General features: G+C 73.9%; 18 protein-coding genes. 7 read left to right on the forward strand and 11 right to left on the reverse strand.

Going from position 1 to position 23,470, the window contains the following annotated elements:
* The first annotated feature begins 35 nt into the window (after positions 1 to 35).
* The gene (locus BLS43_RS04660; RefSeq protein ID WP_245707288.1) at positions 36 to 785 is read left to right on the forward strand and encodes a TetR/AcrR family transcriptional regulator; all 750 of its coding nucleotides are present in this window, start codon (positions 36 to 38) and stop codon (positions 783 to 785) included.
* Here the strand turns inward: BLS43_RS04660 and BLS43_RS04665 are convergent.
* Genes BLS43_RS04665 through BLS43_RS04680 form a run of 4 tightly spaced genes read right to left on the reverse strand, consistent with a single transcriptional unit; the run spans position 770 to position 8,326 of the window.
* Positions 770 to 1,750 carry a zinc-binding metallopeptidase family protein gene (locus tag BLS43_RS04665; protein WP_093077165.1) on the reverse strand — a complete coding sequence of 327 codons (981 nt, stop codon included), beginning with the start codon at positions 1,748 to 1,750 and terminating at the stop codon, positions 770 to 772. The genes BLS43_RS04660 and BLS43_RS04665 overlap by 16 nt on opposite strands.
* An 8-nt stretch (positions 1,751 to 1,758) precedes the next feature.
* Complete coding sequence (locus BLS43_RS04670) at positions 1,759 to 2,616, reverse strand: transglutaminase family protein (protein WP_093077168.1); 858 nt, start codon at positions 2,614 to 2,616, stop codon at positions 1,759 to 1,761.
* Entirely contained in the window at positions 2,613 to 5,072 is a 2,460-nt protein-coding gene (locus BLS43_RS04675; RefSeq protein ID WP_093077171.1) for a circularly permuted type 2 ATP-grasp protein, read from the reverse strand. The genes BLS43_RS04670 and BLS43_RS04675 overlap by 4 nt, the downstream gene beginning before the upstream one ends.
* Positions 5,069 to 8,326: a transglutaminase family protein gene (locus BLS43_RS04680; RefSeq protein ID WP_093077173.1), complete on the reverse strand. Its 3,258-nt coding sequence runs from the start codon at positions 8,324 to 8,326 to the stop codon at positions 5,069 to 5,071. The genes BLS43_RS04675 and BLS43_RS04680 overlap by 4 nt, the downstream gene beginning before the upstream one ends.
* 111 nt (positions 8,327 to 8,437) lie before the next feature.
* On the opposite strand from BLS43_RS04680, the gene guaA reads away from it, so the two are divergent.
* Complete coding sequence (gene guaA, locus BLS43_RS04685; protein ID WP_093077176.1) at positions 8,438 to 10,009, forward strand: glutamine-hydrolyzing GMP synthase; 1,572 nt, start codon at positions 8,438 to 8,440, stop codon at positions 10,007 to 10,009.
* 9 nt (positions 10,010 to 10,018) lie between these two features.
* Here guaA and BLS43_RS04690 read toward each other — a convergent pair whose 3' ends face one another.
* Together BLS43_RS04690 and BLS43_RS04695 are read right to left on the reverse strand one after the other, a co-directional pair.
* Positions 10,019 to 10,222, reverse strand: a complete 204-nt coding sequence (locus BLS43_RS04690; protein WP_093077179.1) for a hypothetical protein — start codon at positions 10,220 to 10,222, stop codon at positions 10,019 to 10,021.
* A complete protein-coding gene (locus tag BLS43_RS04695; RefSeq protein ID WP_176921161.1) occupies positions 10,215 to 11,732 on the reverse strand; it encodes a PspC domain-containing protein in 1,518 nt (505 codons plus the stop codon). The genes BLS43_RS04690 and BLS43_RS04695 overlap by 8 nt, the downstream gene beginning before the upstream one ends.
* Before the next feature lie 109 nt (positions 11,733 to 11,841).
* On the opposite strand from BLS43_RS04695, the gene BLS43_RS04700 reads away from it, so the two are divergent.
* Positions 11,842 to 13,074 (forward strand): ATP-binding protein, encoded by a 1,233-nt coding sequence (locus BLS43_RS04700; RefSeq protein ID WP_093077185.1) that lies wholly within the window; start codon positions 11,842 to 11,844, stop codon positions 13,072 to 13,074.
* Complete coding sequence (locus tag BLS43_RS04705; RefSeq protein WP_093077187.1) at positions 13,071 to 13,730, forward strand: response regulator; 660 nt, start codon at positions 13,071 to 13,073, stop codon at positions 13,728 to 13,730. The genes BLS43_RS04700 and BLS43_RS04705 overlap by 4 nt, the downstream gene beginning before the upstream one ends.
* A 54-nt stretch (positions 13,731 to 13,784) precedes the next feature.
* Here the strand turns inward: BLS43_RS04705 and BLS43_RS04710 are convergent, their stop codons facing one another.
* The 3 genes from BLS43_RS04710 to BLS43_RS04720 form a co-directional block, all read right to left on the reverse strand.
* Complete coding sequence (locus BLS43_RS04710) at positions 13,785 to 15,488, reverse strand: hypothetical protein (protein WP_093077190.1); 1,704 nt, start codon at positions 15,486 to 15,488, stop codon at positions 13,785 to 13,787.
* 273 nt (positions 15,489 to 15,761) lie between these two features.
* Complete coding sequence (locus BLS43_RS04715; RefSeq protein ID WP_237196748.1) at positions 15,762 to 16,067, reverse strand: hypothetical protein; 306 nt, start codon at positions 16,065 to 16,067, stop codon at positions 15,762 to 15,764.
* 57 nt (positions 16,068 to 16,124) lie between these two features.
* Positions 16,125 to 16,403, reverse strand: coding sequence for a chorismate mutase (locus BLS43_RS04720; RefSeq protein WP_093077192.1), 279 nt, complete (start codon positions 16,401 to 16,403; stop codon positions 16,125 to 16,127).
* Between the two features lie 205 nt (positions 16,404 to 16,608).
* Here BLS43_RS04720 and pcrA point away from each other — a divergent pair, with 205 nt between their 5' ends.
* Positions 16,609 to 18,948, forward strand: coding sequence for a DNA helicase PcrA (pcrA, locus tag BLS43_RS04725; protein ID WP_093077490.1), 2,340 nt, complete (start codon positions 16,609 to 16,611; stop codon positions 18,946 to 18,948).
* A gap of 23 nt (positions 18,949 to 18,971) precedes the next feature.
* Here the strand turns inward: pcrA and BLS43_RS04730 are convergent, their stop codons facing one another.
* Both BLS43_RS04730 and BLS43_RS04735 read right to left on the reverse strand, forming a co-directional pair.
* The gene (locus BLS43_RS04730; RefSeq protein WP_245707289.1) at positions 18,972 to 19,775 is read right to left on the reverse strand and encodes a M23 family metallopeptidase; all 804 of its coding nucleotides are present in this window, start codon (positions 19,773 to 19,775) and stop codon (positions 18,972 to 18,974) included.
* A gap of 317 nt (positions 19,776 to 20,092) precedes the next feature.
* Positions 20,093 to 21,016 (reverse strand): esterase/lipase family protein, encoded by a 924-nt coding sequence (locus BLS43_RS04735; protein WP_093077195.1) that lies wholly within the window; start codon positions 21,014 to 21,016, stop codon positions 20,093 to 20,095.
* Between the two features lie 325 nt (positions 21,017 to 21,341).
* On the opposite strand from BLS43_RS04735, the gene sucC reads away from it, so the two are divergent.
* Both sucC and sucD read left to right on the forward strand, forming a co-directional pair.
* The gene (gene sucC, locus BLS43_RS04740; RefSeq protein WP_093077198.1) at positions 21,342 to 22,511 is read left to right on the forward strand and encodes an ADP-forming succinate--CoA ligase subunit beta; all 1,170 of its coding nucleotides are present in this window, start codon (positions 21,342 to 21,344) and stop codon (positions 22,509 to 22,511) included.
* Between the two features lie 11 nt (positions 22,512 to 22,522).
* Positions 22,523 to 23,410: a succinate--CoA ligase subunit alpha gene (sucD, locus tag BLS43_RS04745; RefSeq protein WP_093077201.1), complete on the forward strand. Its 888-nt coding sequence runs from the start codon at positions 22,523 to 22,525 to the stop codon at positions 23,408 to 23,410.
* The last annotated feature ends 60 nt before the right edge of the window (positions 23,411 to 23,470 follow it).

Below are 23,470 nucleotides of genomic sequence, written 5' to 3' on the forward strand. Positions count from 1 at the left end.
TACACCGTACGGAGTTCGGCGCAAGGGAGTGGTCGGTGGTGGAGGAACAGCGGGGTACGCCCGAGGGCCAGGCGATGATCAGGTTGCTCTGGGACCCGCCGCCCGCTCCCACCCGCGGGCCGAAGCAGAAGCTCACGCTCGACCAGGTCGTGGAGGCCGGGATGGCGGTGGCCGCCGAGCTCGGCGTCGACGAGCTGTCCATGCGCAAGGTCGCCCAGCACCTCGGCGTGGGGGCGATGAGCCTCTACACCTACGTCCCCGGCCGGGACGAGCTGTTCGAGCTGATGATCGACCGCGCCTCTGCGGACCGGGTCATGCCCGACCGGGCGCTGCCCTGGCGCGCGCAGGTGGAGTTCCATGCGCAGGAGGCCTGGCGCATGTACCAGACCCACCCCTGGCTCGTGCGCTCCAACCTCTGGCGCACGCCGCTGGGCCCGCACGTGCTCGACGCGCAGGAGGACCTCTACCGCGCCGTCGCGCTGACCGGGCTGCCGCAGAAGCGGGTGGCGCAGGTCGCCGGGCTGGTCGAGTCACAGGTGTTCGGCGCGGCGCGCTCCGCGATCACCGACACCAGCGTCTCCGCGCGCACCGGGGTGAGCCAGGACGACTACTGGGCCTCCCGCATGGGCTTCTGGAGCACCTACTTCTCCGTCGAGCGCTTCCCGACCATGGCCTGGATCTGGGAGGGGGGCGGGTTCGACGACGAGTACGCCGACGCGTCCTGGGAGTTCGGCCTCTCCCTGTTCCTCGACGGCGTGGAGCGGCTCGTTCAGGCGGGGGGGTAGGCGGGGCGGGCGACCACGAGGTCGTGGACGAACCGGAGCTTGTCCAGCACCGCCGGGGCGAGGACGAACGGGTAGAGGTCCTCGTAGCCCATCGACCGGTTGACCATGTTCAGCGCCGTGGTGAGCGGCAGCCAGGCGGCGACGATCGCGTCGAAGTCCCTCTCGGACTCCTCGGGCTCGGCGGAGAGCGGGCCGTCGACGCTGATGCCGAAGGCCGCGGCGGTCTGCGAGGTGTCCCGGATGTGCAGGTAGTGGGCGAAGGTCTCGGCCCAGTCCTCCCACGGGTGCATGGTGGCGTAGGCGGAGACGTGGGTGTCCTCCCAGCCGGTCGGGGTGGAGTTGTAGTGCTTCTCGAGCGCCTCGGCGTAGGAGTAGGTCTCGTCGCCGAACAGGGAGCGGAACTCCGTGAGCGGACCACCCCTGCCGACGAGCACCTCCCAGTACCAGTGCCCGGTCTCGTGCCGCAGGTGCCCGAGCAGGGTCCGGTAGGGCTCGGCGAGCTGCACGCGCATCTGCTCGCGGTGCCCGGCGTCCCCCTCGGCCAGGTCGAGGGTCACCACGCCCGACGCGTGCCCCGTCGTCACCGGCTCCCGAGCGCTGGACAGCAGGTCGAAGGCCAGGCCCCCGACGGGGTCCGTCACCCGGTCGGCGAGCGGGAGGCCCAGGTCGTCGAGCTGGTAGACCAGGCGGCGCTTGGCCCGCTCGGTGAGGGCGAAGGCGGCCATGCCGTCCGCGTCGTCGTCCGCGGGGCGGGTCCGGGTCAGCGCGCAGGAGTCGCAGAGCGGGCCGTGGTCGGCGAGCCAGTTGCAGGTCGCGGCGACCGCGTTCGCGCACGGCGTGCCCTCGCTCGTGCGGACCATCGCCCGGGCCGGGCGGGAGTAGCCGATCTCCGTGGAGCAGTGCAGACAGACGGAGTTCTCGAAATAGACGAGCGAGGAACAGTTCGGGCAGGAGAAGGCGCGCACGGCGCTTCTTACCCCTCCTCGACCCGTTCCATGTCCACGGACACCGCCATCACACTCTCGGCCGAGTCCGTGAAGATCACGCCCTTGAGCGGGGGCACGTCGCCGTAGTCGCGGCCGTGGGCGAGCACCACGAACTGCTCGTCGACCACCCGGTCGTTCGTGGGGTCGAGATCGAGCCAGCCGTCCCCGGTCCACACCGAGAACCACGCGTGGGAGGCGTCGACGCCGCGCAGCTTCGGCTTTCCGGGCGGCGGCAGGGTCTCCAGGTACCCGCTGACGTAGCGGGCGGGCAGCCCGCGGCTGCGCAGCCCGGCCACCGCGAGGTGCGCGAAGTCCTGGCAGACGCCCTCGCCGCCGGTCAGCAGGTCGGTGACCGTGGACCGGACGGTGGTCGACCCGGAGACGTAGTCGAAGTCGTCGTGGATGCGGCGGCACAGGTCCGCGGCGGCCTCCCCGAGCGGGCGCCCGGGCGGGAAGGACGGCGCGGCGTACGCGGCGACGCCCACCTGCACCGGCAGCCGGGGGCTCGGCAGGACGAACGGCCTGGCCTCGACGGGCACGGCCGCGCGCACCTCCTCCCACGGCCGCAGCGCGGGCGGCACCACCGCCCGGTCCACGGTGACGGTGCTCTGGGCGAGGACGGTCAGCTCGCGGTGCGGGCGGCGCACGCAGAAGTACGTGGAGCGGTTGCCGAAGGCGTCCGTGTGCTCGCGCAGCTCGTCCGGCTCCGGGTCCAGGCGCACCCGGGCGTCGGCACACCGCTGGTCGGGCTGGGTGCGGGGGAGCAGGTGGGCGCGCCCGAAGCTGGTCGTGACGTCGTCGTCGTAGGTGTAGGTGGTCCGGTGGGTGACCCGGTAGGTCGTCACGAGGCCACCGCCACCAGCGGGTCGTAGGGCCGCGGCCCGCGGACGGGGGCGAAGTGCGCGGCGGCGATCTCGTCCGCGAGCCGGTCGAGGTCGGCGCCGAGGCCGGTGAGCAGGGCGCGCAGCGCGGGGCGGGTGCCGCTGGCCGAGTCCCGGGCCGTGACGGCGACGAGATCGGCCTCGGCGAGGGCGCGGACCGCGGCGTCGAGCGCCTCCGGGACCGTGCCGGGCAGGTGCGCGAGGTCGTCGGTGAGCCGGGCGAGCTGGTAGGCGACCGCGCGCGGGTTCTCCCCGTCGGTGAGCAGCAGCGCGAGCAGGGGGGCGACGCCGGGTCGGCCCGCGTTGCGCCGCCGGTGGGTGATCACGGACTCGGCGGCGATCGTCACCGACTCCACGACGAGCCGGTCCGCCGGGCCGCGGGGCGCGTCGCACAGCGTCGCCCGCAGCAGCGCGACGACGTGCTGGGCGCGCTCGATCCGGCGTCCCGCGTCGAGCAGCCGCCACCCGGCGTCCCGGACCAGCGACTCCGCGGCGATGCCCGCGAGCGCGAGCAGCCCCTCCAGGACACGGTTGAGCCCGTCCGAGGCGTCCTCGGTGGTGATGTCGGCGAGCACGGCGTCCAGCCGGCCCAGGACCAGCCAGGTGTCGGTGGACAGCAGCTCGCGGACGGCCTGCGCGGCGCGGGTGAGCCGGTGCACGGCGAACCCGAGGGTGCCCGCGCGGTCCCGGTCGCGGAGCAGGGACCGCAGCTCGGCGCTGATCGCGGCCGGGCCGTCCGGGGCCACCCGGTGGGCGTCGGCGAGCAGCGGGCCGAAGCCCGGCGCCGTGCGGGTGGTCGCCGTGGTGGCCGTCAGCAGGGCGCGCAGTGCGTTGGCACCCGCGGGATCCGGGGTGGACTGGAAGTCCGCCCAGCGGTCGGTGACCGCGCGCAGCAGCCGCGCGGTGTCCTCGGCCCGCTCCGAGTAGCGGCCCAGCCAGAACAGGTCCTCGGCGACGCGCGGGGACACCCCGCCGGGCGCGGGCGCGGGCACCGCCTCGTCGGTGCCGAACACCGGCCGCCCGGTGGGCTCGGCGCGCTCGCCGACCACCCAGACGTCCTTGGCGGGCGTCGCGACCCCGTCGCGGAGCAGGGTGCCCGCCGGGACCGAGCCCAGGCCGCCGTCGAGCACCTCCCAGCCGGTGCCGGAGGCGACGGTGAAGGTCCGCAGCGCGACCGGCCGGTCCGCGGCACCCGCGTCGGTGATCGTGGGCGCCGTGGACAGGACGGGCTCGCGCTGTGCGGCCCAGGCGTGCGGCTCGGCGGCGATCCGGGCGAGCAGGTCCTCGCGCTGCGCGGCGGAGAGCCCGGCGCCGCGGACGGCCTGCCCGCCGCGGACGACCGGGGTGAGCACCAGCTCGTCGAGACGGGCGCGGACGTGGGCGAACGCCCGCGGGTCGCCGCACCACCAGGTGGGCGTCCCGGGCAGCAGCAGCTCCTCGCCGAGCAGGGCGCGGCAGAGCGCGGGCAGGAACGGGACCAGGCCGGGGTTCTCCGCGACGCCCGCGCCGAGGCCGTTGAGCACCGAGACCGTGCCGAGCCGCGCGGTCTCGACCAGCCCGGGGACCCCGAGCCGGGAGTCCGGGCGCAGGTCGAGGGGGTCGCACCACTCGGCGTCGAGCCTGCGCAGCACGACGTCCACGGGGTCCAGCCTGCCCAGCGTGTGCTGCCAGAGCCTGCCCTCGCGGACCGTGAGCTCGGAGCCGAGCACCAGCGGCACGCCGAGCAGCGCGGACAGCAGGGCCTGCTCGTAGGCGGTCTCGGAGTCCGGGCCGGGGTTGAGCAGCACGACCCGCTGGTCCTCGGGATCCCGCCCGCCGCGCAGGCCCGTGCGCATGGCCTCGAAGAACGGGCCCAGCCTCCGGATCCCGGAGCGACGGTGCAGCGCCGAGAGCACCCGCGCGACGACCCGGCGGTTCGCCATCGCGTACCCGGCGCCGGACGGGGCCTGGACGCGGTCGTCGAGCACCACCCAGCCGTCGGGGGAGCGGCCCAGGTCCACCGCGGACAGGAACAGCTCTCGGCGCGCGGGGGCCCCGGCGGGGCGGCGCCACGCGTGCAGGTAGCCGGGGTGCCCGTCGACGACCTCCACCGGCAGCAGCCCGCGGGTGATCACCGAGCGGGGGCCGTAGAGGTCTCGCAGGAGCCGGTCGAACAGCTCGGCCCGCTGGGCCACGCCGCGTTCGAGGCCCGCCCACTCGGCACCGTCGATGATCAGCGGCAGCGGGTCGAGCTCCCAGAGCTGCTCGGTCTCGGCGCCGGGCGGGTGGTAGGCGACGCCGTCGTCCGCCAGCAGCCGCCGGGTGTCCGCCCGGCGGGCCGCCAGGCCGTCCGGACCCGCGCCGTCGAGCACCCCGGCGAGCCCGGCCCAGAGAGGCCGGACGGCGCCGGTGCCGTCCCGCATCTCGTCGTGCACGGTCACCTCTGGTTGTGGCGGCGGAGATCGAGGGTTCGGGGGTACTCGCCGGTCGGGTCAGCCTTCCACAGGCTGGTGTCGACGGGGCCCGGCGAGTGCCCGTACGGCGTGAATCGGGCGTTGCGGCGGGCCTCGGCCTCGTTCGCGTTGACCGGGTAGTGCTCGTAGGCGCGGCCGCCGGGATGGACGACGTGGTAGGTGCAGCCGCCCAGCGAGCGCTCGTTCCAGGTGTCGACCAGGTCGAAGACCAGCGGCGAGTGCACGCCGATCGTCGGGTGCAGCGCGGACGGCGGGGCCCACGCCCGGTAGCGGATGCCCGCCACCCGGCCGTCGGAGGTCGCGGCGGGGTGCAGCGGCACCGGCACCCCGTTGCAGGTCACGACGTAGCGCTCCGACAGCGCCCCGGTGACCTCGATCTGCACCCGCTCGACGGAGGAGTCCACGTACCGCGCGACGCCGCCGGAGGACATCTCCTCGCCCAGCACGTGCCACGGCTCGATCGCGCTGCGCAGCTCCAGCGTGGTGCCGGCCACCTCGACCCGGCCCAGCCGCGGGAAGCGGAACTCCAGGAAGGGGTCCAGCCAGCTCTTCTCGAACGCGATGCCGTGCTCGTTCAGGTCCGCGACCACCTCGGCGACGTCCGCCTCGACGAACGCCGGGAGCAGGAACGCGTCGTGCAGGCGGGTGCCCCAGCGGACGAGCTTCCCGCGGTAGGGCTCCGCCCAGAACCGCGCGACGAGGGCCCGCACGAGGAGCGCCTGGACCAGCGCCATGTCCGGGTGCGGCGGCATCTCGAAGCCGCGCAGCTCGAGCAGACCCAGCCTGCCGCGCTCGGAGTCGGGGCTGAACAGCTTGTCGATGCAGAACTCGGCGCGGTGGGTGTTGCCGGTGATGTCGGTGAGCAGGTGGCGCAGGGCGCGGTCGACGTGCCAGGGCCGGATCTCGTCACGCAACCGGTCGAGCTCGGCGAACGCGATCTCCAGCTCGTAGAGGGTCTCGTGGCGGCCCTCGTCGACCCGCGGCGCCTGGCTGGTGGGGCCGATGAACGTGCCGCTGAACAGGTAGGACAGGCTCGGGTGTTGCTGCCAGTAGGTGAGCATCGAGACGAGCAGGTCCGGCCTGCGCAGCAGCGGGCTGTCCGCCGGGGTGGGCCCGCCGAGGGTGATGTGGTTGCCGCCGCCGGTGCCGGTGTGGCGGCCGTCGAGGGCGAAGGACTCCGCCCCGAGCCCGACCTCGTGCGCCAGCCGGTGCAGCGTGCCGGTCAGCTCGGTGAGCTCCGGCCAGCTGCCGGTCGGGTGCACGTTCACCTCGATGACGCCGGGGTCCGGGGTCACCGTGAGGGTGCGGGTGCGGGGGTCGCCGGGCGGGGCGTAGCCCTCCAGCACCACCGGCACGCCGGCCTCGCGGGCGGCGTGCTCGACCACCCCGAGGAGCTCGACGGCGTGCGCGGCCTCGGTCAGCGGGGGCAGGAAGACGTGGACGTGCCCGCCCCGCTCCTCGACGACCAGTGCGGTCGTCGGGGCCTCCTCGCGCGGGACCACCGTGGCGGGGGCGGCGGCGCCGAGGGACGTGGTCGGGAGCGGCGGGCGCACGCGGAAGCTCGACGGGTCCGGCTGCCCCGGCGCCGGGGTCCAGGCCAGGGCCGCGATCGGCATGCGCAGGCCCGCGGGGGAGTCGCCGGGGACCAGGGTGACCCGGCCGCGACGGGTGGTCCAGGTCGTCGTGCCCCAGGTGTCCTCCTCGGTGCGGTGCAGCGGGACCGCCCAGGCCACCGGCTCCGGGGTGGCGGCGTCGAGCCGGTCGACGATCGCCAGGCGCGCGTCCCGGTCCAGCGGCTCCTCCGGGTCGACGTCCGCGGCGGGCGGCTCGCCGTCGGGCAGCCGCGCCTCGGCGACGACCTCGTGCAGCCGGTCCTCGTAGAGCGGGTGGACGTGCTCCGGCTCGATCCCCAGCAGCTCCGCGCTGCCCGCGGCGACGCGGGCGGCGTCCGCCGCGGTGGCCGTGCCCGGCTCGGACGGGGTCGCCAGCAGGGACTGGTCGCCCCAGAGCGGCTCGCCGTCCGCCCGCCAGATCAGCGCGGTCTGCCAGCGCGGCAGCGGCTCGCCCGGGTACCACTTCCCCTGTCCGCGGTGGACCACGCCGTCGGGGGCGTAGTGGGCCTTGAGCCTCGCCGCGAGCGCGTCCGCCATGCGGCGCTTGTCCTCGCCGTCCGCCGCGACGGTCCACTGCGGACTGGCCATGTCGGTCGTCGAGACGAAGGTCGGCTCGCCGCCCATGGTCAGCCGGACGTCCCCCGCCTCGAGGAGGTCGTCGATCCGGCCGCCCAGCACCGCGATGCGCTCGCGCTGTGGCTCCGAGTAGGGCGCCGTGACCCGTGGGTCCTCGTGGATCCGGGTGACCGTGTTGGAGAAGTCCAGGGTGGACACACACGGGTCGATCAGCCCGGAGATGGGGGCCGCGTGCCGGGGGGACGGGGTGGCGGCGAGCGGGATGTGGCCCTCGCCGGCCAGCAGCCCGGACGTCGCGTCGAGCCCGATCCACCCGGCGCCCGGGACGAACACCTCGGCCCAGGCGTGCAGGTCGGTGAAGTCCTGGTGGAAGGTGGGCGCGGGCACCCCGGGCACCGCGTCGGGCGCGAGCTGGACGAGGTAGCCGGACACGAACCGGGCGGCCAGGCCGAGATCGCGCAGCAGCGCGACGAGCAGCCACGCCGAGTCGCGGCACGACCCGATGCCCCTGGTCAGGGTCTCGTCCGGGGTCTGGACACCCGGCTCCATGCGGACCGAGTAGTCCACGACGTCACGCACCGCGCGGTTGACGTCGACCAGGAAGGACACGATCGGGGCGTCGGACCGGGGGATGCGGCCGAGCAGCGCCTGCAGGGGCGCGCCGTGCTCGACGCGGCGCAGGTACGGCTCCAGGTCCGCGCCGAGCTCGGCCGGGTAGGCGAAGCCGAAGCGCTCGGCGTACTCCTCGAGGAAGAAGTCGAACGGGTTGATCACCGTCATGTCCGCGACGAGGTCGACGGTGAACGTGAGGCTCGTGGCGGGCTCCGGGAACACCACCCGGGCCAGCTGGTTGGAGTGCGCGTCCTGCTGCCAGTTCACGAAGTGCGGCGACGGCTCGACCGTGAGCGAGTAGCTCTCGACCGGCGTGCGACAGTGCGGCGCGGGACGCAGGCGCACGGTGTGCGGCCCGATCTTCACCGGACGGTCGAACGCGTAGTGCGTGCGGTGCTCGAGGGCCACGCGGATGCTCACGTGGGTGGATTGTTCCCGGTCCGGGCCCGTCGGACGTTGCGCACAGGTGACAGATCACAGGGGGGAACCCGCCGGGGCGGAGTGACGGCGGTCGCCGTTTACCCTGGTGGGGTGGACACACCCACCGTGCTCGTCGTGGACTTCGGCGCCCAGTATGCGCAGCTCATCGCCCGTCGGGTGCGAGAGGCGCAGGTCTACTCGGAGATCGTGCCGTCGTCGACGCCCGTCGCCGAGATCATCGCCAGGAGACCGGCCGCGGTGATCCTCTCGGGCGGGCCGTCCTCGGTCTACGCCGAGGGGGCGCCGCCGGTCGATCCCGCCCTCTTCGAGGCCGGGATCCCGGTCTTCGGCATGTGCTACGGCTTCCAGGCCATGGCACAGGCCCTCGGCGGCGAGGTCGCGCCGGACGGGACCCGCGAGTACGGGCGCACGTCCGTCCACGTCGAGGCCTCCGGGGTGCTGCACGCGGGCCTGCCCGCCGAGCACCCGGTGTGGATGTCGCACGGTGACTCCGTGACCCGCGCGCCCGAGGGCTTCACCGTGACCGCGTCGACGGACCGCGTGGCGGTGGCGGGCTTCGAGGACACCGAGCGCAGGCTCGCCGGCGTGCAGTACCACCCCGAGGTCGGGCACTCCCCGCACGGCCAGGAGGTGCTGCGCCGCTTCCTGCACGAGATCGCGGGCATCCGCCCGTCGTGGACCACCGCCTCGATCATCGACGAGACCGTCGCGGCGATCCGGGAGCAGGTCGGGGACGGGCACGCGATCTGCGGGCTGTCCGGCGGGGTGGACTCCGCGGTGGCCGCCGCGCTCGTCCAGCGGGCCATCGGCGACCGGCTGACCTGCGTGTTCGTCGACCACGGGCTGCTGCGGGCCGGGGAGCGCGAGCAGGTCGAGAAGGACTTCGTCGCCGCGACCGGGGCCACGCTGCACACGGTGGACGTCGAGGCGCGGTTCCTGGCCGCGCTCGCCGGGGTCACCGACCCCGAGGAGAAGCGCAAGATCATCGGCCGGGAGTTCATCCGGGTCTTCGAGGCGGCGACCGCGGACGTGATCGCGAACAACGGAGCCGACCACCCCGCTGGGCACACCGTCGACTTTCTGGTGCAGGGGACGCTCTACCCGGACGTCGTCGAGTCCGGCGGGGGCACCGGCACCGCCACGATCAAGAGCCACCACAACGTCGGAGGCCTGCCGGACGACATCGAGTTCGCCCTGGTCGAGCCGCTGCGGGCGCTGTTCAAGGACGAGGTCCGCGCGGTCGGCGCCCAGCTCGGCCTGCCCGAGGTCATCGTCGCCCGCCAGCCCTTCCCCGGCCCCGGGCTCGGGATCCGGATCATCGGCGCGGTCGACAAGCAGCGCCTCGAGACGCTGCGGGCGGCGGACGCGATCGCCCGCGAGGAGCTCACGCTCGCGGGCCTCGACCGCTCGATCTGGCAGTGCCCCGTGGTGCTGCTGGCGGACGTCCGGTCCGTCGGCGTGCAGGGCGACGGCCGCACCTACGGCCACCCGGTCGTCCTGCGGCCGGTGAGCTCCGAGGACGCGATGACCGCGGACTGGACGCGCCTGCCCTACGACGTGCTGGAGCGGATCTCCACCCGGATCACCAACGAGGTGGCCGAGGTGAACCGGGTGGTCCTCGACGTCACGAGCAAGCCGCCGGGCACCATCGAGTGGGAGTGAGCGCGGGGCTCAGCGCCGGCTGACGCTGGCGGCCAGCAGCACCAGGCCGAGGGCGATCGCGCCCCCGGCGAGGAGCCAGCGGCCGTCGACCCCGAAGTCCGCCGGGGTGCGGCCGACGAACCCCGAGGCCGCGACCCCCAGCGCCACCAGCCCGAGGAGCAGGGTGAACAGGTCCGGCATCCGCCGGGTCCGAGCGGGCCGCTGCTCAGCCACGACGCACCTCCACCTGGCCCAGACCCGCCTGCAGGTCGAGCTCGATCGGTCGCCCGGAGCGGACGCCGTCCGCTCCCAGGTCGTCCACCACGGACAGCTGGGCGTCGGTGCCGCCCTGGTCGGTCGTGCCGTACGAGACGTCCCCCAGGTCCGCGTGGGCGCGGACGGTCAGGTCCGCGTCGGGCGGGACGGTCACCACGATCTCGCCCAGCCCGACGCTCGCCGCCGTGCGGATCGGCGTGGCGTCCGTGCCGGCGGGCACCGTGGTGTCCAGCCGGGACAGGTCGAGGGTGATGGTCCCGGCGCCCCGGTCGTAGCGCGGGGCCAGCGCGGCGGGGTCGGTCGGCGCCACGCTGATGTCCCCGACGTCTCGCCCGAGCGTCGGCAGGATCCCACGGGTCTCGACCGCACCCCAGGTCAGCAGGGCCAGGATCAGGGCGAACGGGATCAGGCCGCGGCCGGTGCGGGCGAACGAGCCGACCACCAACCCGAAGCCCACGATCGTCAGCGCCGTCGCGAAGACGATCGGCAGGCCCATCAGGCCGGAGGTGAGCATCACCAGCACGCCCGCGACACCGCCGCCCAGCAGCGCCAGCGCGAGGGTGATCGGGGTGAGGCGGGACCGGCGGCGCACGGGCTCGGGAGCGGGCTCGGGCTGCGCGGGCTCGGGCAGGTCCCAGGCGAAGGGGGCCGCGCCGAGCGGGTCCCACCCGGGCGGGGTGCCGCGGTCGAGGGGATCGGCGTGGACCTCGGGCGCGCCGACGCCGAGGTGCGCGGTGGGGGCGTCCGGGTCGACGGGGACGGCGGTGTCGGCCGCGTCCTTTGCACTGGCAGCGGATACGCCCCCTGCCGCACTGGCTGCGGATGCGCCCCCTGCCGCACTGGCTGCGGATGCGCCCCCTGCCGCACTGGCTGCGGATGCGCCCCCTGCCGCACTGGCAGCGGATGCGCCCCCTGCCGCACTGCCCGCGGATCCGCCCACCGCACTGCCCGCGGATCCGCCCCCCGCCGCACTGGCAGCGGATCCGCTGCCAGTGCGGCCCGCGGATCCGCCCACCGCACCCGTCGCCGGATCGGTCTGCGGCAGCCCCCGGGAGCCGCGGCTGCGGTGCAGCAGGAACAACAGGACCAGCACGGCGAGGACCGGGAGCACGAACCCGCCGTTGTCCCCCCAGAAGATCCCGCCGGTGGCCACCAGCACCACGCAGGCGGCGATCCACGCCGCCGGGCCGATGCTGTGGCCCGCGGAACGGGTGCCCGCGCCGTCGAGCGGGTCGTCCTCCTCCGCCGAGGGCAGCAGCAGCCAGCCCGCGACGTAGAACGCGATCCCGATCCCGTACACCGCCGCGACCGCGAACCCGACGCGCACCAGCACGGGGTCGATGTCGTAGCGCCGCGCGATCGCCGCGGCCACACCCGCGACCTTCCGGTCCCGGCGCGGCCGCGCGGGACGCGTCTCCCACATGTCCCGCAACGTCGAGCCGACGTCGGCGGTGTCGAGTTTGCTCATGCCACCGACCCTCCCTCGCGCGTCCCACCCACGGTATCGGGGCCGACCCCGAGAAGCCCCGGAGATCGACCCCGGTGTCCCCGGGGTGCGCGCGTGTGACCATGGAGCCATGACCAGCCCGGCTGTGCCCACCCGTGAGCCGCTCGTGCGGCGCCGCTCCGGGCGGCTCGTCGCCGGGGTGGCGGGCGGGGTGGCCGACCACCTCGGCGTCAACGTCCTCTGGGTGCGGGCCGCGTTCGTCGTGCTGGCGGCGGTCAACGGGGCGGGCATGCTCGCCTACGGCCTGCTCTGGGTGTTCGTGCGGCAGGAGGCCGCGGACGTCACCCGCGAGGTGTCGGCCAAGGAACGCCAGCAGGCGATGGGGCTGGCGGCGCTCGGGATCGGCATCGGCCTGGTCGGGGCCGCGCTGCAGAACCAGATCGTGGGCTGGATCGTCGGGCCGCTGGGGGTCGCGGCGGTCGGCGCCGCCGTCGTCTGGCGGGAGGCCGACGAGGCCCAACGGCGGCGGTGGACCACCGGCGCTCGCAGCGGCTTCCTGGGCGGCGGCCGCAACGCGGTGCTGCGGGTCGTCGCGGGCGGGGTGTTCGTGGCCGCGGGCATCGCGGTGTTCCTGCTGGGCAACCTCAACCTCGGCCAGGTGCAGTTCGGCGTGCTCGTGGTGCTGACGACGGTCGTCGGCATCGGGGTGCTGACCGTGCCCTGGTGGGTGCGGCTGGCCCGGGACTTCGGCGAGGAGCGCCGGGCCCGGATCGTGACCGCGGAACGCGCCGAGATCGCCGCCCACCTGCACGACTCCGTGCTGCAGACCCTCGCCCTGATCCAGAAGCAGTCGCACGACCCGCGCGAGGTGCAGCGCCTGGCCCGCGGCCAGGAGCGCGAGCTGCGGCACTGGCTCTACGGCCCGCAGGGCTACGGCCGGGGCGGCAGCACCCCCGCCCTCGACGAGAGCCTCGCCTCCGCGCTGCAGGTGGCCGCGGCGGAGATCGAGGACACCTACGCGATCACCGTGAACCCCGTGATTGTCGGCGACCACCCGCTCGACGACGGGCTGCGGGCGCTCGTCCTGGCCGCCCGCGAGGCGATGGTCAACGCGGCCAAGCACGCGCAGGTCGACGAGGTCAGCGTGTACGCCGAGGTCGAGCCGGACGAGGTGAACGTGTTCGTCCGGGACCGGGGAAAGGGCTTCGATCCCGAGGACGTGCCCGCGGACCGCCACGGGCTCGCCGACTCCGTCCACGGCCGGATGGGCCGCCACGGCGGTACGGTCCGGTTGCGCAGCACACCCGGCGAGGGCACCGAGGTGCACCTGGCGATCCCCGTCCTCCAGGAGGAGAAGGCATGACGATCAAGGTCTTCCTGGTGGACGACCACGGGCTCTTCCGCGCGGGCGTCCGGGCCGAGCTGGAACGCGGCGCCGCCGGGGACCCGCCGCTGGAGATCGTGGGCGAGGCGGGGTCGGTCGACGAGGCCGTCGCCGGCATCGCGCACCTGAAGCCGGACGTCGTGCTGCTGGACGTCCACATGCCCGACGGCGGCGGCGCGGCCGTGCTCGCCCGCGTGCGCCCCGCGCAGCCGGACGTCGTGTTCCTGGCGCTCTCGGTGTCCGACGCCGCCGAGGACGTCATCGCCGTGATCCGCGGCGGCGCCCGCGGCTACGTCACGAAGACGATCTCCGCGCGGGAGCTCGGGGACGCCGTGCGCCGCGTCGAGGCCGGGGACCCGGTGTTCTCCCCGCGCCTGGCCGGGTTCGTGCTCGACGCGTTCTCCGACCGCCCCGGCGCCGCCCCCGCCGTCGACCCGGAGCTGGACCTGCTGACCAAGCGGGAGCGGGACGTCCTGCGGCTGCTGGCCCGCGGCTACGCCTACAAGGAGATCGCGGGCGAGCTGTTCATCAGCGTGAAGACGGTCGAGACCCACGTGAGCAGCGTGCTCAGGAAGACCCAGCTGTCGAACCGCTACGAGCTCAGCCGCTGGGCGAGCGACCGCCGCCTCGTCTGAGCGCACGATCCCGCATCCGGTGTCTCGGGTGACACCGGATGCGGGATCCTTCCGCTACTTGCCGCCGAGCAGGCCGCCGACGGCGTTCGTCACCGGCGCCAGGGTCTCCTGGACGGGCTCCAGCGTCTTGCCGACGCCGTCGCCGACCGCGCCGACCGTGCTCTCGGTGCTGGACTCGCCGTCGGTGCTGTTCGTGCTCTTCTCCTCGGACCCCTTGTCCGACGGCGTGGACTCGCCGGTCGCGGCGTTGCCGCCGGACGAGGTGTCCAGCAGGCCGGTGACCGGGGACAGCGCGTCGAGGACCGGGCCGGTGACCGGCTCGGTGGCCTTCAGCACGGGCGCGGTCAGCGGGGCCGCGGCCTTGAGGACCGGCGTGGTGACCGGGGCGAGGAGGTCCGCCACCGGCGTGACCGCGGGCTTGACGGCCTCGGCGACCGGCGCGACGACGTTCGTCACCACGGGGGCCACGACCTGCTCGGCGACGGGGGTGGTGAGCGGCGCCGCGGCCGCGGCCAGCGGGGCCACCGCGGGCGCGACGGCCTGCGCCACCCCGCCACCGACCTCGCTCACCGTGCCGGTGACGACGCCCGCGACCGGCGCGACCACCGGCTGCACCGCCTGACCGACACCCGCGAGGGCGCCGGTGACCGGGGCCAGGGCGGGGGCCGCGGTCCGGGTGACCGCCTCGGTGGCACCGGTGACGGTGTTCACGACCGGGACGAGCGCGGGCGCGGTGGCCCGGTCCACCGCCCCGACGGTGCCGCCGAGACCCTCGGTGAGGCCGCCCGCCGCGCCGCCGACGGCACCGACGACCGGGGCCAGCCCGTTCGCCGCACCCTGGGTGATCGGGGTGACCGCGGCGCCCACCGGGCCGGTCACCCCGCCGAGGACGGAACCGGCCGCGCCGCCGACCGCCTGGACCGCGCCGCCGACCACGCTGGTCGGGGGTTGCCCGGCCGGGGAGCCGGAGCCGCCGAAGGCCGGGGTGAGCAGGTTCGGAGGCGTGCCGGTGCCGGGGGTGCCCGCACCTCCCGCGGGTGCCGGGGCGCCCGGGGCCTGCGCGACGGGGGCGACCGGCGCGGCCGCCCCGGGCAGCCGCGGACCCTGCACGGGGGCGGCTGCGGCGGCGGGTGCTCCCCCGACCGCGGGGGCGACCGGGTCGAGCAGAGCGGCGGGGAAGGCGACGTTCGCCCACGCCGTGGGCGCGGGGAGGCCCGCGTCGAGCGCGTCCGCGGCGAGGACACTCGACCCGTCGGGCAGACGCATGCCGGGGAAGCTGCCGTCCGCCGTGGAGTGCGCGTCGGAGCTGCCGTCGGAGGCGTTCGTCAGGACCGCGGCGGCGAGCACGCTGCCGGTGGCAACCAGGGCTCCCGCCGCGACGGCGGCCCGGCGGGCGGCCGCGGGGGAGCGCTTGCCGAGCTGGGCGGGCCGGGGCTGGATCGGCCGGTCCAGCGCGTGCGGGGCCCGGCCCTCGCGGCGCAGCAGGGCGCCGACGGAGATGATCTGGCCGGTCAGCGACTCGCCGGGCTCCGGGGCCGCGTGGGTGTGCGCGGGCTCGGCCACCGCGGCCTGCTCGGGGGCGGGTCGCGGGTCGGGGATCCGGGGCAGTCGCCGATGGTCGCCCCCGACCCGGTCCGTGTCCGTCGGCCGGTCCGCGGCGGTGCGCTGGGCCGGAGCGCTGCGGCGCAGCAGCTCGGCCACCGTCACGGGGTGCTGCGGCGGCACCGGGTTGCCGACGCGGTGTTCGTTCGTGGCCACGGACCGACGACCTCCTAGTGGGTGGACAGCGACCCGATCAGGTGTACCCGAGTCGGAAGCCCTCACCAAGTGTCATTCGCCCGTTCACCGCCGGTAACACGTTCGGGGGACGACCCGCTCGTCGGACCCCTGGTACCGCTCGCCGCCCGCACCCTGGGGGGACCGGCCATACCTGCAGGTCAGGCCGTTGTCACGGGGAGAATGGCTCGTTCACGCACGGTGATCGCAGCCCCGTCGCGGTGCACTCAGCGTGAAGTGATCAATTCGGACGAATCAGCCGCCGGTCGGGTACTTGGCGCGCTCCTGCTGCAGCCCGCGGTAACCGACGAACCCGCCGCCCAGGGCGAGGATCACGCCGATCACGTCCATGCCGAAGCCGCCGCTGGTGAACAGCAGGCCCAGCAGCGCCACACCCGCCGCGCCGCCCGCGACCGGCAGCCTGCTCTTCGAGTAGGCCGCGATCTCGGCGCCCGCGGCGCCCTTCTTCTTGGCCGCGTTGTTCAACATCGCGACGTAACCGACATGTCCGAGTGCGGCCAGCAGCCCGACGAGCGCGACCAGCGTGAAGACTATCCCCATGCCCACCACAGTGCCACGCGCACGGTGCTCCGTGCGGGGGATTCCCCCGGGGATTCCTCAGGATCGCTCGGCGCCGAGCCGCCCTCGTCCCAAGCGCAGCAGCAGCATGGCGAGCTCCCGGCCCTCGGGACCGAGCTCGCGGAAGCGGGAGAGCACCTTCATCTCGCGGCTGTAGACGATCCGCGGCCCGCCCGCGGCCATCCGGGCGCGGCCGATCCGCTGCGAGACCTCGGAGCGCCGCTGCACGGCGGCCAGGATCTCGGCGTCCAGCCGGTCGATCTCGACGCGGAGCTCGGCGATCTCGGCGTCGGTGGGGGCGTCGGTGGGAACGGACATCGAGCTACTCCTCGGTGAGTGGAGTCCACCGGCCGGTCGTGCGAGAACCCCGGGTCCGGTGGACTCCGGGGTTCGTGGTCTGCAGCGCGTCAGGTGCCGTCCACGGGTGCCGGAATCCGGTACCCGTAGAGAAATCGCTGCTCGCGGTGCACGACGGACAGTCTGCCACACTCTGTCGGGGGTCGGCGGTACCGTGTTCGACACGATGAGCGCTCTGTTCGAACTTCCCGGCATGGCTGTGCGTGAGCCGAAGACCAAGCGCGGTGCCGCGCTGCTCGAGGGGCTCAACCCCAAACAGCGCGAGGCCGTCACCCACGCGGGGAGCCCGCTGCTCATCGTCGCGGGCGCGGGATCGGGCAAGACCCGCGTCCTCACCCACCGGATCGGCTGGCTGCTGGCCGAGCGGGGCGTGCACCCCGGCGAGATCATGTCGATCACCTTCACCAACAAGGCCGCGGCCGAGATGAAGGAGCGGGTGGACGCGCTGGTCGGGCGCCGCTCGATGGCCATGTGGGTGTCCACGTTCCACTCCATGTGCGTGCGGATCCTGCGGCGCGAGGCCAAGCACCTCGGCGTGCGCAGCGCCTTCTCGGTGTACGACGCGGACGACACCCGCAGGCTCATCGGGATCGTCGCGCGCGACCAGGAGCTGGACCCGAAGAAGTTCGCGCCCCGCGCGCTCGCGGCCCAGATCTCGAACCTCAAGAACGAGCTGATCGACGCCGAGGACTTCGCCGCGCGCGCCTCGAACGAGCACGAGCGCCGGATCGCCGCCGTCTACGCCACCTACCAGGAGCGGCTGCGCCAGGCGAACGCGTTCGACTTCGACGACCTGATCATGGAGACGGTCTCGCTGCTGCAGCGGATGCCCGCCGTCGCCGAGTACTACCGCCGCCGCTTCCGGCACGTCCTGGTCGACGAGTACCAGGACACCAACCACGCCCAGTACGTGCTGGTCCGTGAGCTCGTCGCGCCCGCCACGGCGGGGGCGCAGCCCGCCGAGCTCTGCGTCGTGGGCGACTCCGACCAGTCGATCTACGCCTTCCGCGGCGCGAACATCCGCAACATCGTGGAGTTCGAGCAGGACTTCCCGGACGCGCACACGATCCTGCTCGAGCAGAACTACCGCTCCACCCAGACCATCCTCACCGCCGCGAACCGGGTCATCGCCCGCAACCCCAACCGGCGGGACAAGCGGCTGTGGTCCGAACAGGGGGACGGGGCGAAGATCGTCGGCTACGTCGCGGACAACGAGCACGACGAGGCGAGCTTCGTCGGGCAGACCGTCGACCGGCTCGTCGACTCGGGCGAGTTCCGCAACTCCGACATCGCCGTCTTCTACCGGACCAACGCGCAGTCCCGCGTGTTCGAGGACGTGTTCCTCCGGATCGGGCTGCCGTACAAGGTCGTCGGCGGGGTGCGGTTCTACGAGCGCAAGGAGATCCGGGACGCGCTGGCCTACCTGCGCGTGCTCTCCAACCCGGAGGACACCGTCAGCCTGCGCCGGATCCTCAACGTGCCCAAGCGCGGCATCGGGGACCGCGCCGAGGGGCTGGTCGCGGACTACGCCGAGCGGGAGCGCATCTCGTTCAGCCAGGCCCTGCGCGTCGCGGCCGAGGAGCCCTCGCGGCTGCCCGAGCTGGCGACCCGGTCCCAGCGGAACATCGCCGGGTTCCAGCGGATGCTGGACGACCTGCGCGAGGGCGTGGAGCGCGGGGACGAGACCGCGGACATCCTGGAGAACGTCTACGGCCGCACCGGCTACACCGAGGCCCTGGAGGCCAGCGAGGACCCGCAGGACGGCACCCGGCTGGAGAACCTCGCCGAGCTCGTCACGGTCGCCCGGGAGTTCGCCGGGGACGCGGCCGTCGCGGACCTGGACGACTCGGACGTGGAGGTCGGCGCCCCGCCGCCCGGCTCGCTGGCCGCCTTCCTCGAGCGGGTCGCGCTCGTCGCGGACGCGGACTCCATCCCGGACGACGACCAGGGCATGGTCACCCTGATGACCCTGCACACCGCGAAGGGCCTGGAGTTCCCGGTCGTGTTCCTCACCGGCTGGGAGGACGGGATCTTCCCCCACATGCGCACCCTGGGGGACCCCGACGAGATGGCGGAGGAGCGCAGGCTGGCCTACGTGGGCATCACCCGCGCGCAGCAGCGGCTGTACCTGTCCCGCGCGATCGTCCGGTCCGCGTTCGGGCAGCCGAGCACCAACCCGGCGTCGAGGTTCCTCGACGAGATCCCGGCCGAGCTCGTCGAGTGGGAGCGCTCCGAGCCCGAGCGCCCGTCCGCGCCCGTGGGGCGCTTCGGCTTCGGCCGCCGGTCCACCGCGACCGACCGCGGGGACTGGAAGGTGCCCCAGCGCACCATGAACGCGGAGATCCACCTCGAGGTGGGCGACCGGGTCAGCCACGACAAGTACGGCCTGGGCACGGTCACGGCGTCCGACGGGGTGGGCAACCGCGCCACCGTCACGATCGACTTCGGCAGCGCGGGCACCGTCCGCCTGATGCTGATCGGCGGCGTCCCGCTGCAGAAGCTGTAGCGCCGGGAGCCCCGGTACCGGGGTCAGTAGGTGGCGCTGGGCGCTTCGCCGCCGTCGCCGGTGACCGACAGGCCCAGGCGGGTGAGGATCGGGAGCGGGTTCATCTTGTTCTCGCTCGCGTCCCAGATCTCGAAGTGCAGGTGCGGGCCGGTGGACTGGCCGCGGTTGCCGACCTCGGCGATCTCCTGGCCCGCCTGCACGGTCTGGCCGACCGAGACCAGCGAGCGGTTGATGTGCCCGTAGACGGTCCGGGTGCCGTCCGGGTGGCGCAGCACCACCCACATGCCGAAGCCGCTGGCAGGCCCGGACTCCTCGACCACGCCGTCGGTGAACGCGAAGATCGGCGTGCCGATGGGGGCGGCCAGGTCGATGCCGTAGTGGGTGACGCCCCAGCGGGCACCGAAGCCGGAGGTGAAGCGGCCCAGGGTGGGCAGCACGTAGGCCTCGCCCTTCGACAGCACCGCCTGCGGGGCGCCGCCCGCGAGCGCGGCGCGGATCGCCTGTGCGGTCTGGGCGATCTGCTCGCCGATCGCCGCGGCCTTCGTCAGGCTCGCGACCTCGACCTCGGAGTGCTCGTCGAGCACCGGAACGGCCTGGGGGGTCGCGGCGGTGAGCTGGTCGGCGCCGATGGGGCGGGCGACGGCGGTCGTGGGATCGGCGGAGGGGGAGGTCGTGGCGGCGATGTCGTCGACGACCGGGAGCATCGCGTTGGCCGCGAGCCGCTCGTAGGGGTCGGCGGCGACGGCGGGCCCGGCGAGCGCGGTCAACACCGTCTGACCTGCGGCGACCAGCGCGCCGCCCGCACAGGCGGCGACGGTCGCGCGCACGCGCAGCGACGTCTTGGGGGGCGCCGGGAGCCGGTGTCCTCCCGCCGGTCGGGCCGCACGGGGGTATGCGGTCGCCTGCGGGACCGGTCCGGGAGCGCCGCTTGGGGAGCGGTGGCGCGCCACGACCTGCCCTTCTTGTCGGGTCCGCACCACCTCGCGTGACGGCGTGGGCTGGGGAGGCCCGTCCGGTGCCGATTCGGGGTCGGCGCCGCGTCGTCGTGATCGCGCTGTGACACGAACGGAGCAAAGGTAGCGGGCCGTCCGGCGGCCGTCCAACCCGGGGTGCGGTGTGTCGCGACCCGATCACGCTCCGGTCACTAGGCGGGCGAGGAGCGCGCGTTCTCCGTCGACGAACGGTTGCGCAGCCTGCGCGCGAGGTGCAGCGGGAGTGCGCCGTGCGCCAGCCGGGAGACCACTCCGTGCACCACCCGCGGGTCGACGGGCATGGCCAGGTGCCCGACGTCGTCGACCTCGAGCTCCTCCACCAGGAGGTCCGGATGGCGCAGTCGGGCGTTGCGCTGCGGGACGATCATCTCGTCGATCCGGCTCCAGACGACCACGAACCGGGTCGGGCAGTCCGGGGCGGGGGCGGCGAGCTCGGCCATGACGTCCGACCCCGGCCGCAGCTGCCGGGCCAGCGGGGTCGGCAGCAGGTAGGCGGTGTTCGTGCCGGTGTGGGGGCTGCCGAGCGTGACGAGCGTGTCCACCGACTCCGCCCCGCCGAGGCACTGCACGTAGTAGCGGGCGATCACGCCGCCCAGCGAGTGCCCGACGATGTGGACCCGGTCCGCGCCGGTCGCCTCGCGCAGCCGCGCGACGTGCTCGGCCACCTCGCGGGCCGCCGACCGCAGGTCGCCGGTGAACAGGCTGTAGTTGACGGCGTGCACCAGCCCGAAGCCGCGGCGGCGCAGCGCCCTGCGGAAGACGGTGAACACGGAGCGGTTGTCCATGATCCCGTGGATCAGCAGGATCGGCGTGCCCGCGGTGTGCGGGTCGGCGCAGACGAGGCTGCGCTGCACCGGGTCCAGGTCGTCGGTGCGGTACAGGTCCCGCGGCGCGATCTTCTCGCCCGCCAGGCCGACCGGGTACAGCGCCACGTGTGCGCTCAGCCAGGCCCATTCGAGGGCGATGCCGCGGACCCCGGCGGGGGAGGCGAGGGCGCGGGCGGCGTAGGAGACAGCGGAGAACCCACCGCCGGCCGCCGTGGCCAGGCGGTGCAGTCCGGCCCGGACCGTCGCCATACCCAAGAGTAACCGGGCCGCGTCGGTCTCGGGCGGAAACGCGCGCGAAACATCCGAGTGTCCTGTTCTCCTCGCTCTCTGTGACGAGGACGTGTCGACCGGACGACGCCTTGGTCACACCGGCGGCCCCCACCGACCCGCTCTGCCTGGCACGGGACGTGCACGCACGGTGGCGGTGAGGCAGCTCACCTGGGCGGATGTCATGTGGGCCGACCCGCATGGCTAGGGTCCTGGACCGGAGTAGGTCTCTGACGTGCGGGCATTCGCGCGGGCGCATCGTTCCCCGCGCAGCCGGCACAGCGACGTGTTGAATCGGGAGAGCCGAGTGGACCTGTACGAGTACCAGGCGAAGGACCTCTTCGCCGCCCACGGAGTCCCGGTGCTTCCGGGCAAGACGGTGGACACGGCCGAGGCCGCCGAGGCCGCCGCCGCCGAGCTGGGCACCGCCGTCGTGGTGAAGGCCCAGGTCAAGACGGGTGGCCGGGGCAAGGCGGGCGGCGTCAAGCTGGCCGAGTCGCCGGCCGAGGCCAAGGAGAAGGCGACCGCCATCCTCGGCCTGGACATCAAGGGCCACACCGTGCACCAGGTGCTGGTGACCACGGCCAGCGACATCGCGGAGGAGTACTACTTCTCCTTCCTGCTCGACCGGTCCAACCGCACCTTCCTGGCCATGTGCTCGGCCGAGGGCGGCATGGAGATCGAGCAGCTGGCCGTCGAGCGGCCGGACGCGCTGGCGCGCATCCCGATCGACGCGATCGCGGGTGTGGACAAGGCGAAGGCGGACGAGATCGTCGCCGCGGGCAAGATCCCCGCCGTGGTGGCCGAGCAGGCCGCGGACGTCATCGTGAAGCTGTGGGAGACCTTCGTCGCCGAGGACGCCACCCTCGTCGAGGTCAACCCGCTGGTGCGCGACCCCGAGGACAAGGTCATCGCCCTCGACGGCAAGGTGACCCTCGACGAGAACGCCGGCTTCCGGCACCCGGCGCACGCCGAGCTCGTCGACGAGCGCACCGAGAACGCGCTCGAGGCGAAGGCCAAGGCCAAGGGCCTGAACTACGTCAAGCTCGACGGCGGCACCGTCGGCATCATCGGCAACGGCGCGGGCCTGGTCATGAGCACCCTGGACGTCGTCGCCTACGCGGGCGAGAAGCACGGCGGCCAGAAGCCCGCCAACTTCCTCGACATCGGCGGCGGTGCGTCGGCGCAGGTCATGGCGGACGGGCTGGACGTCATCCTGGGCGACCCGGACGTCAAGTCCGTGTTCGTCAACGTGTTCGGCGGCATCACCGCGTGCGACGCGGTCGCCAACGGCATCGTCGAGGCCCTGAAGATCCTGGGTGACGGCGCCACCAAGCCGCTCGTCGTCCGGCTGGACGGCAACAACGTCGTCGAGGGTCGCCAGATCCTGGCCGACGCGAACCACCCCCTGGTGACCGTCGTGGGCACCATGGACGACGCGGCCGACAAGGCCGCCGAGCTCGCCGCTGCGGTCTGAGGGAACCTGACATGTCGATCTTTCTGAACGAGAACTCCAAGGTGATCGTCCAGGGCCTCACCGGCTCGGAGGGCACCAAGCACGCCACCAAGATGCTGGCGGCGGGCACCAACATCGTCGGCGGCGTGAACGCGCGCAAGGCCGGCACCACGGTCACGATCGGCGGCAAGGACCTGAAGGTCTTCGGCACCGTCGAGGAGGCCATGAAGGAGACCGGCGCGGACGTCTCGGTCATCTTCGTGCCGCCGAAGTTCGCCAAGGACGCCGTGATCGAGGCCATCGACGCCGCGATCCCGCTCGCCGTGGTGATCACCGAGGGCATCCCGGTCCACGACTCCGCCTACTTCTGGGCGCACGCCGTGGCGAAGGGCAACCAGACCCGGATCATCGGGCCGAACTGCCCCGGCATCATCTCGCCGAGCAAGTCCAACGCCGGCATCATCCCGGCCGACATCGCGGGCCCCGGCCCGATCGGCCTGGTCAGCAAGTCCGGCACGCTGACCTACCAGATGATGTACGAGCTCAAGGAGTTCGGCTTCTCCACCGCCATCGGCATCGGCGGCGACCCGATCATCGGCACCACGCACATCGACGCCCTCGAGGCCTTCCAGGCGGACCCCGAGACCAAGGCGATCGTGATGATCGGCGAGATCGGCGGAGACGCCGAGGAGCGCGCCGCCGCGTACATCAAGGAGAACGTGACCAAGCCGGTCGTCGGCTACGTCGCGGGCTTCACCGCCCCCGAGGGCAAGACGATGGGCCACGCCGGCGCCATCGTCTCCGGCTCGGCGGGCACCGCGCAGGCGAAGAAGGAGGCCCTCGAGGCCGCCGGGGTCAAGGTCGGCAAGACGCCGTCCGAGACCGCCGCGCTGATGAAGGAGATCATCGCAGCGCTGTGACACGGCTCTGAGGTCCGATCGTCACGTGAGCCCCGGGAGGGAACCCTCCCGGGGCTCACG

It is taken from the genome of Pseudonocardia oroxyli (genome assembly GCF_900102195.1).
In the GTDB taxonomy this organism is placed as follows: Bacteria; Actinomycetota; Actinomycetes; order Mycobacteriales; family Pseudonocardiaceae; genus Pseudonocardia; species Pseudonocardia oroxyli.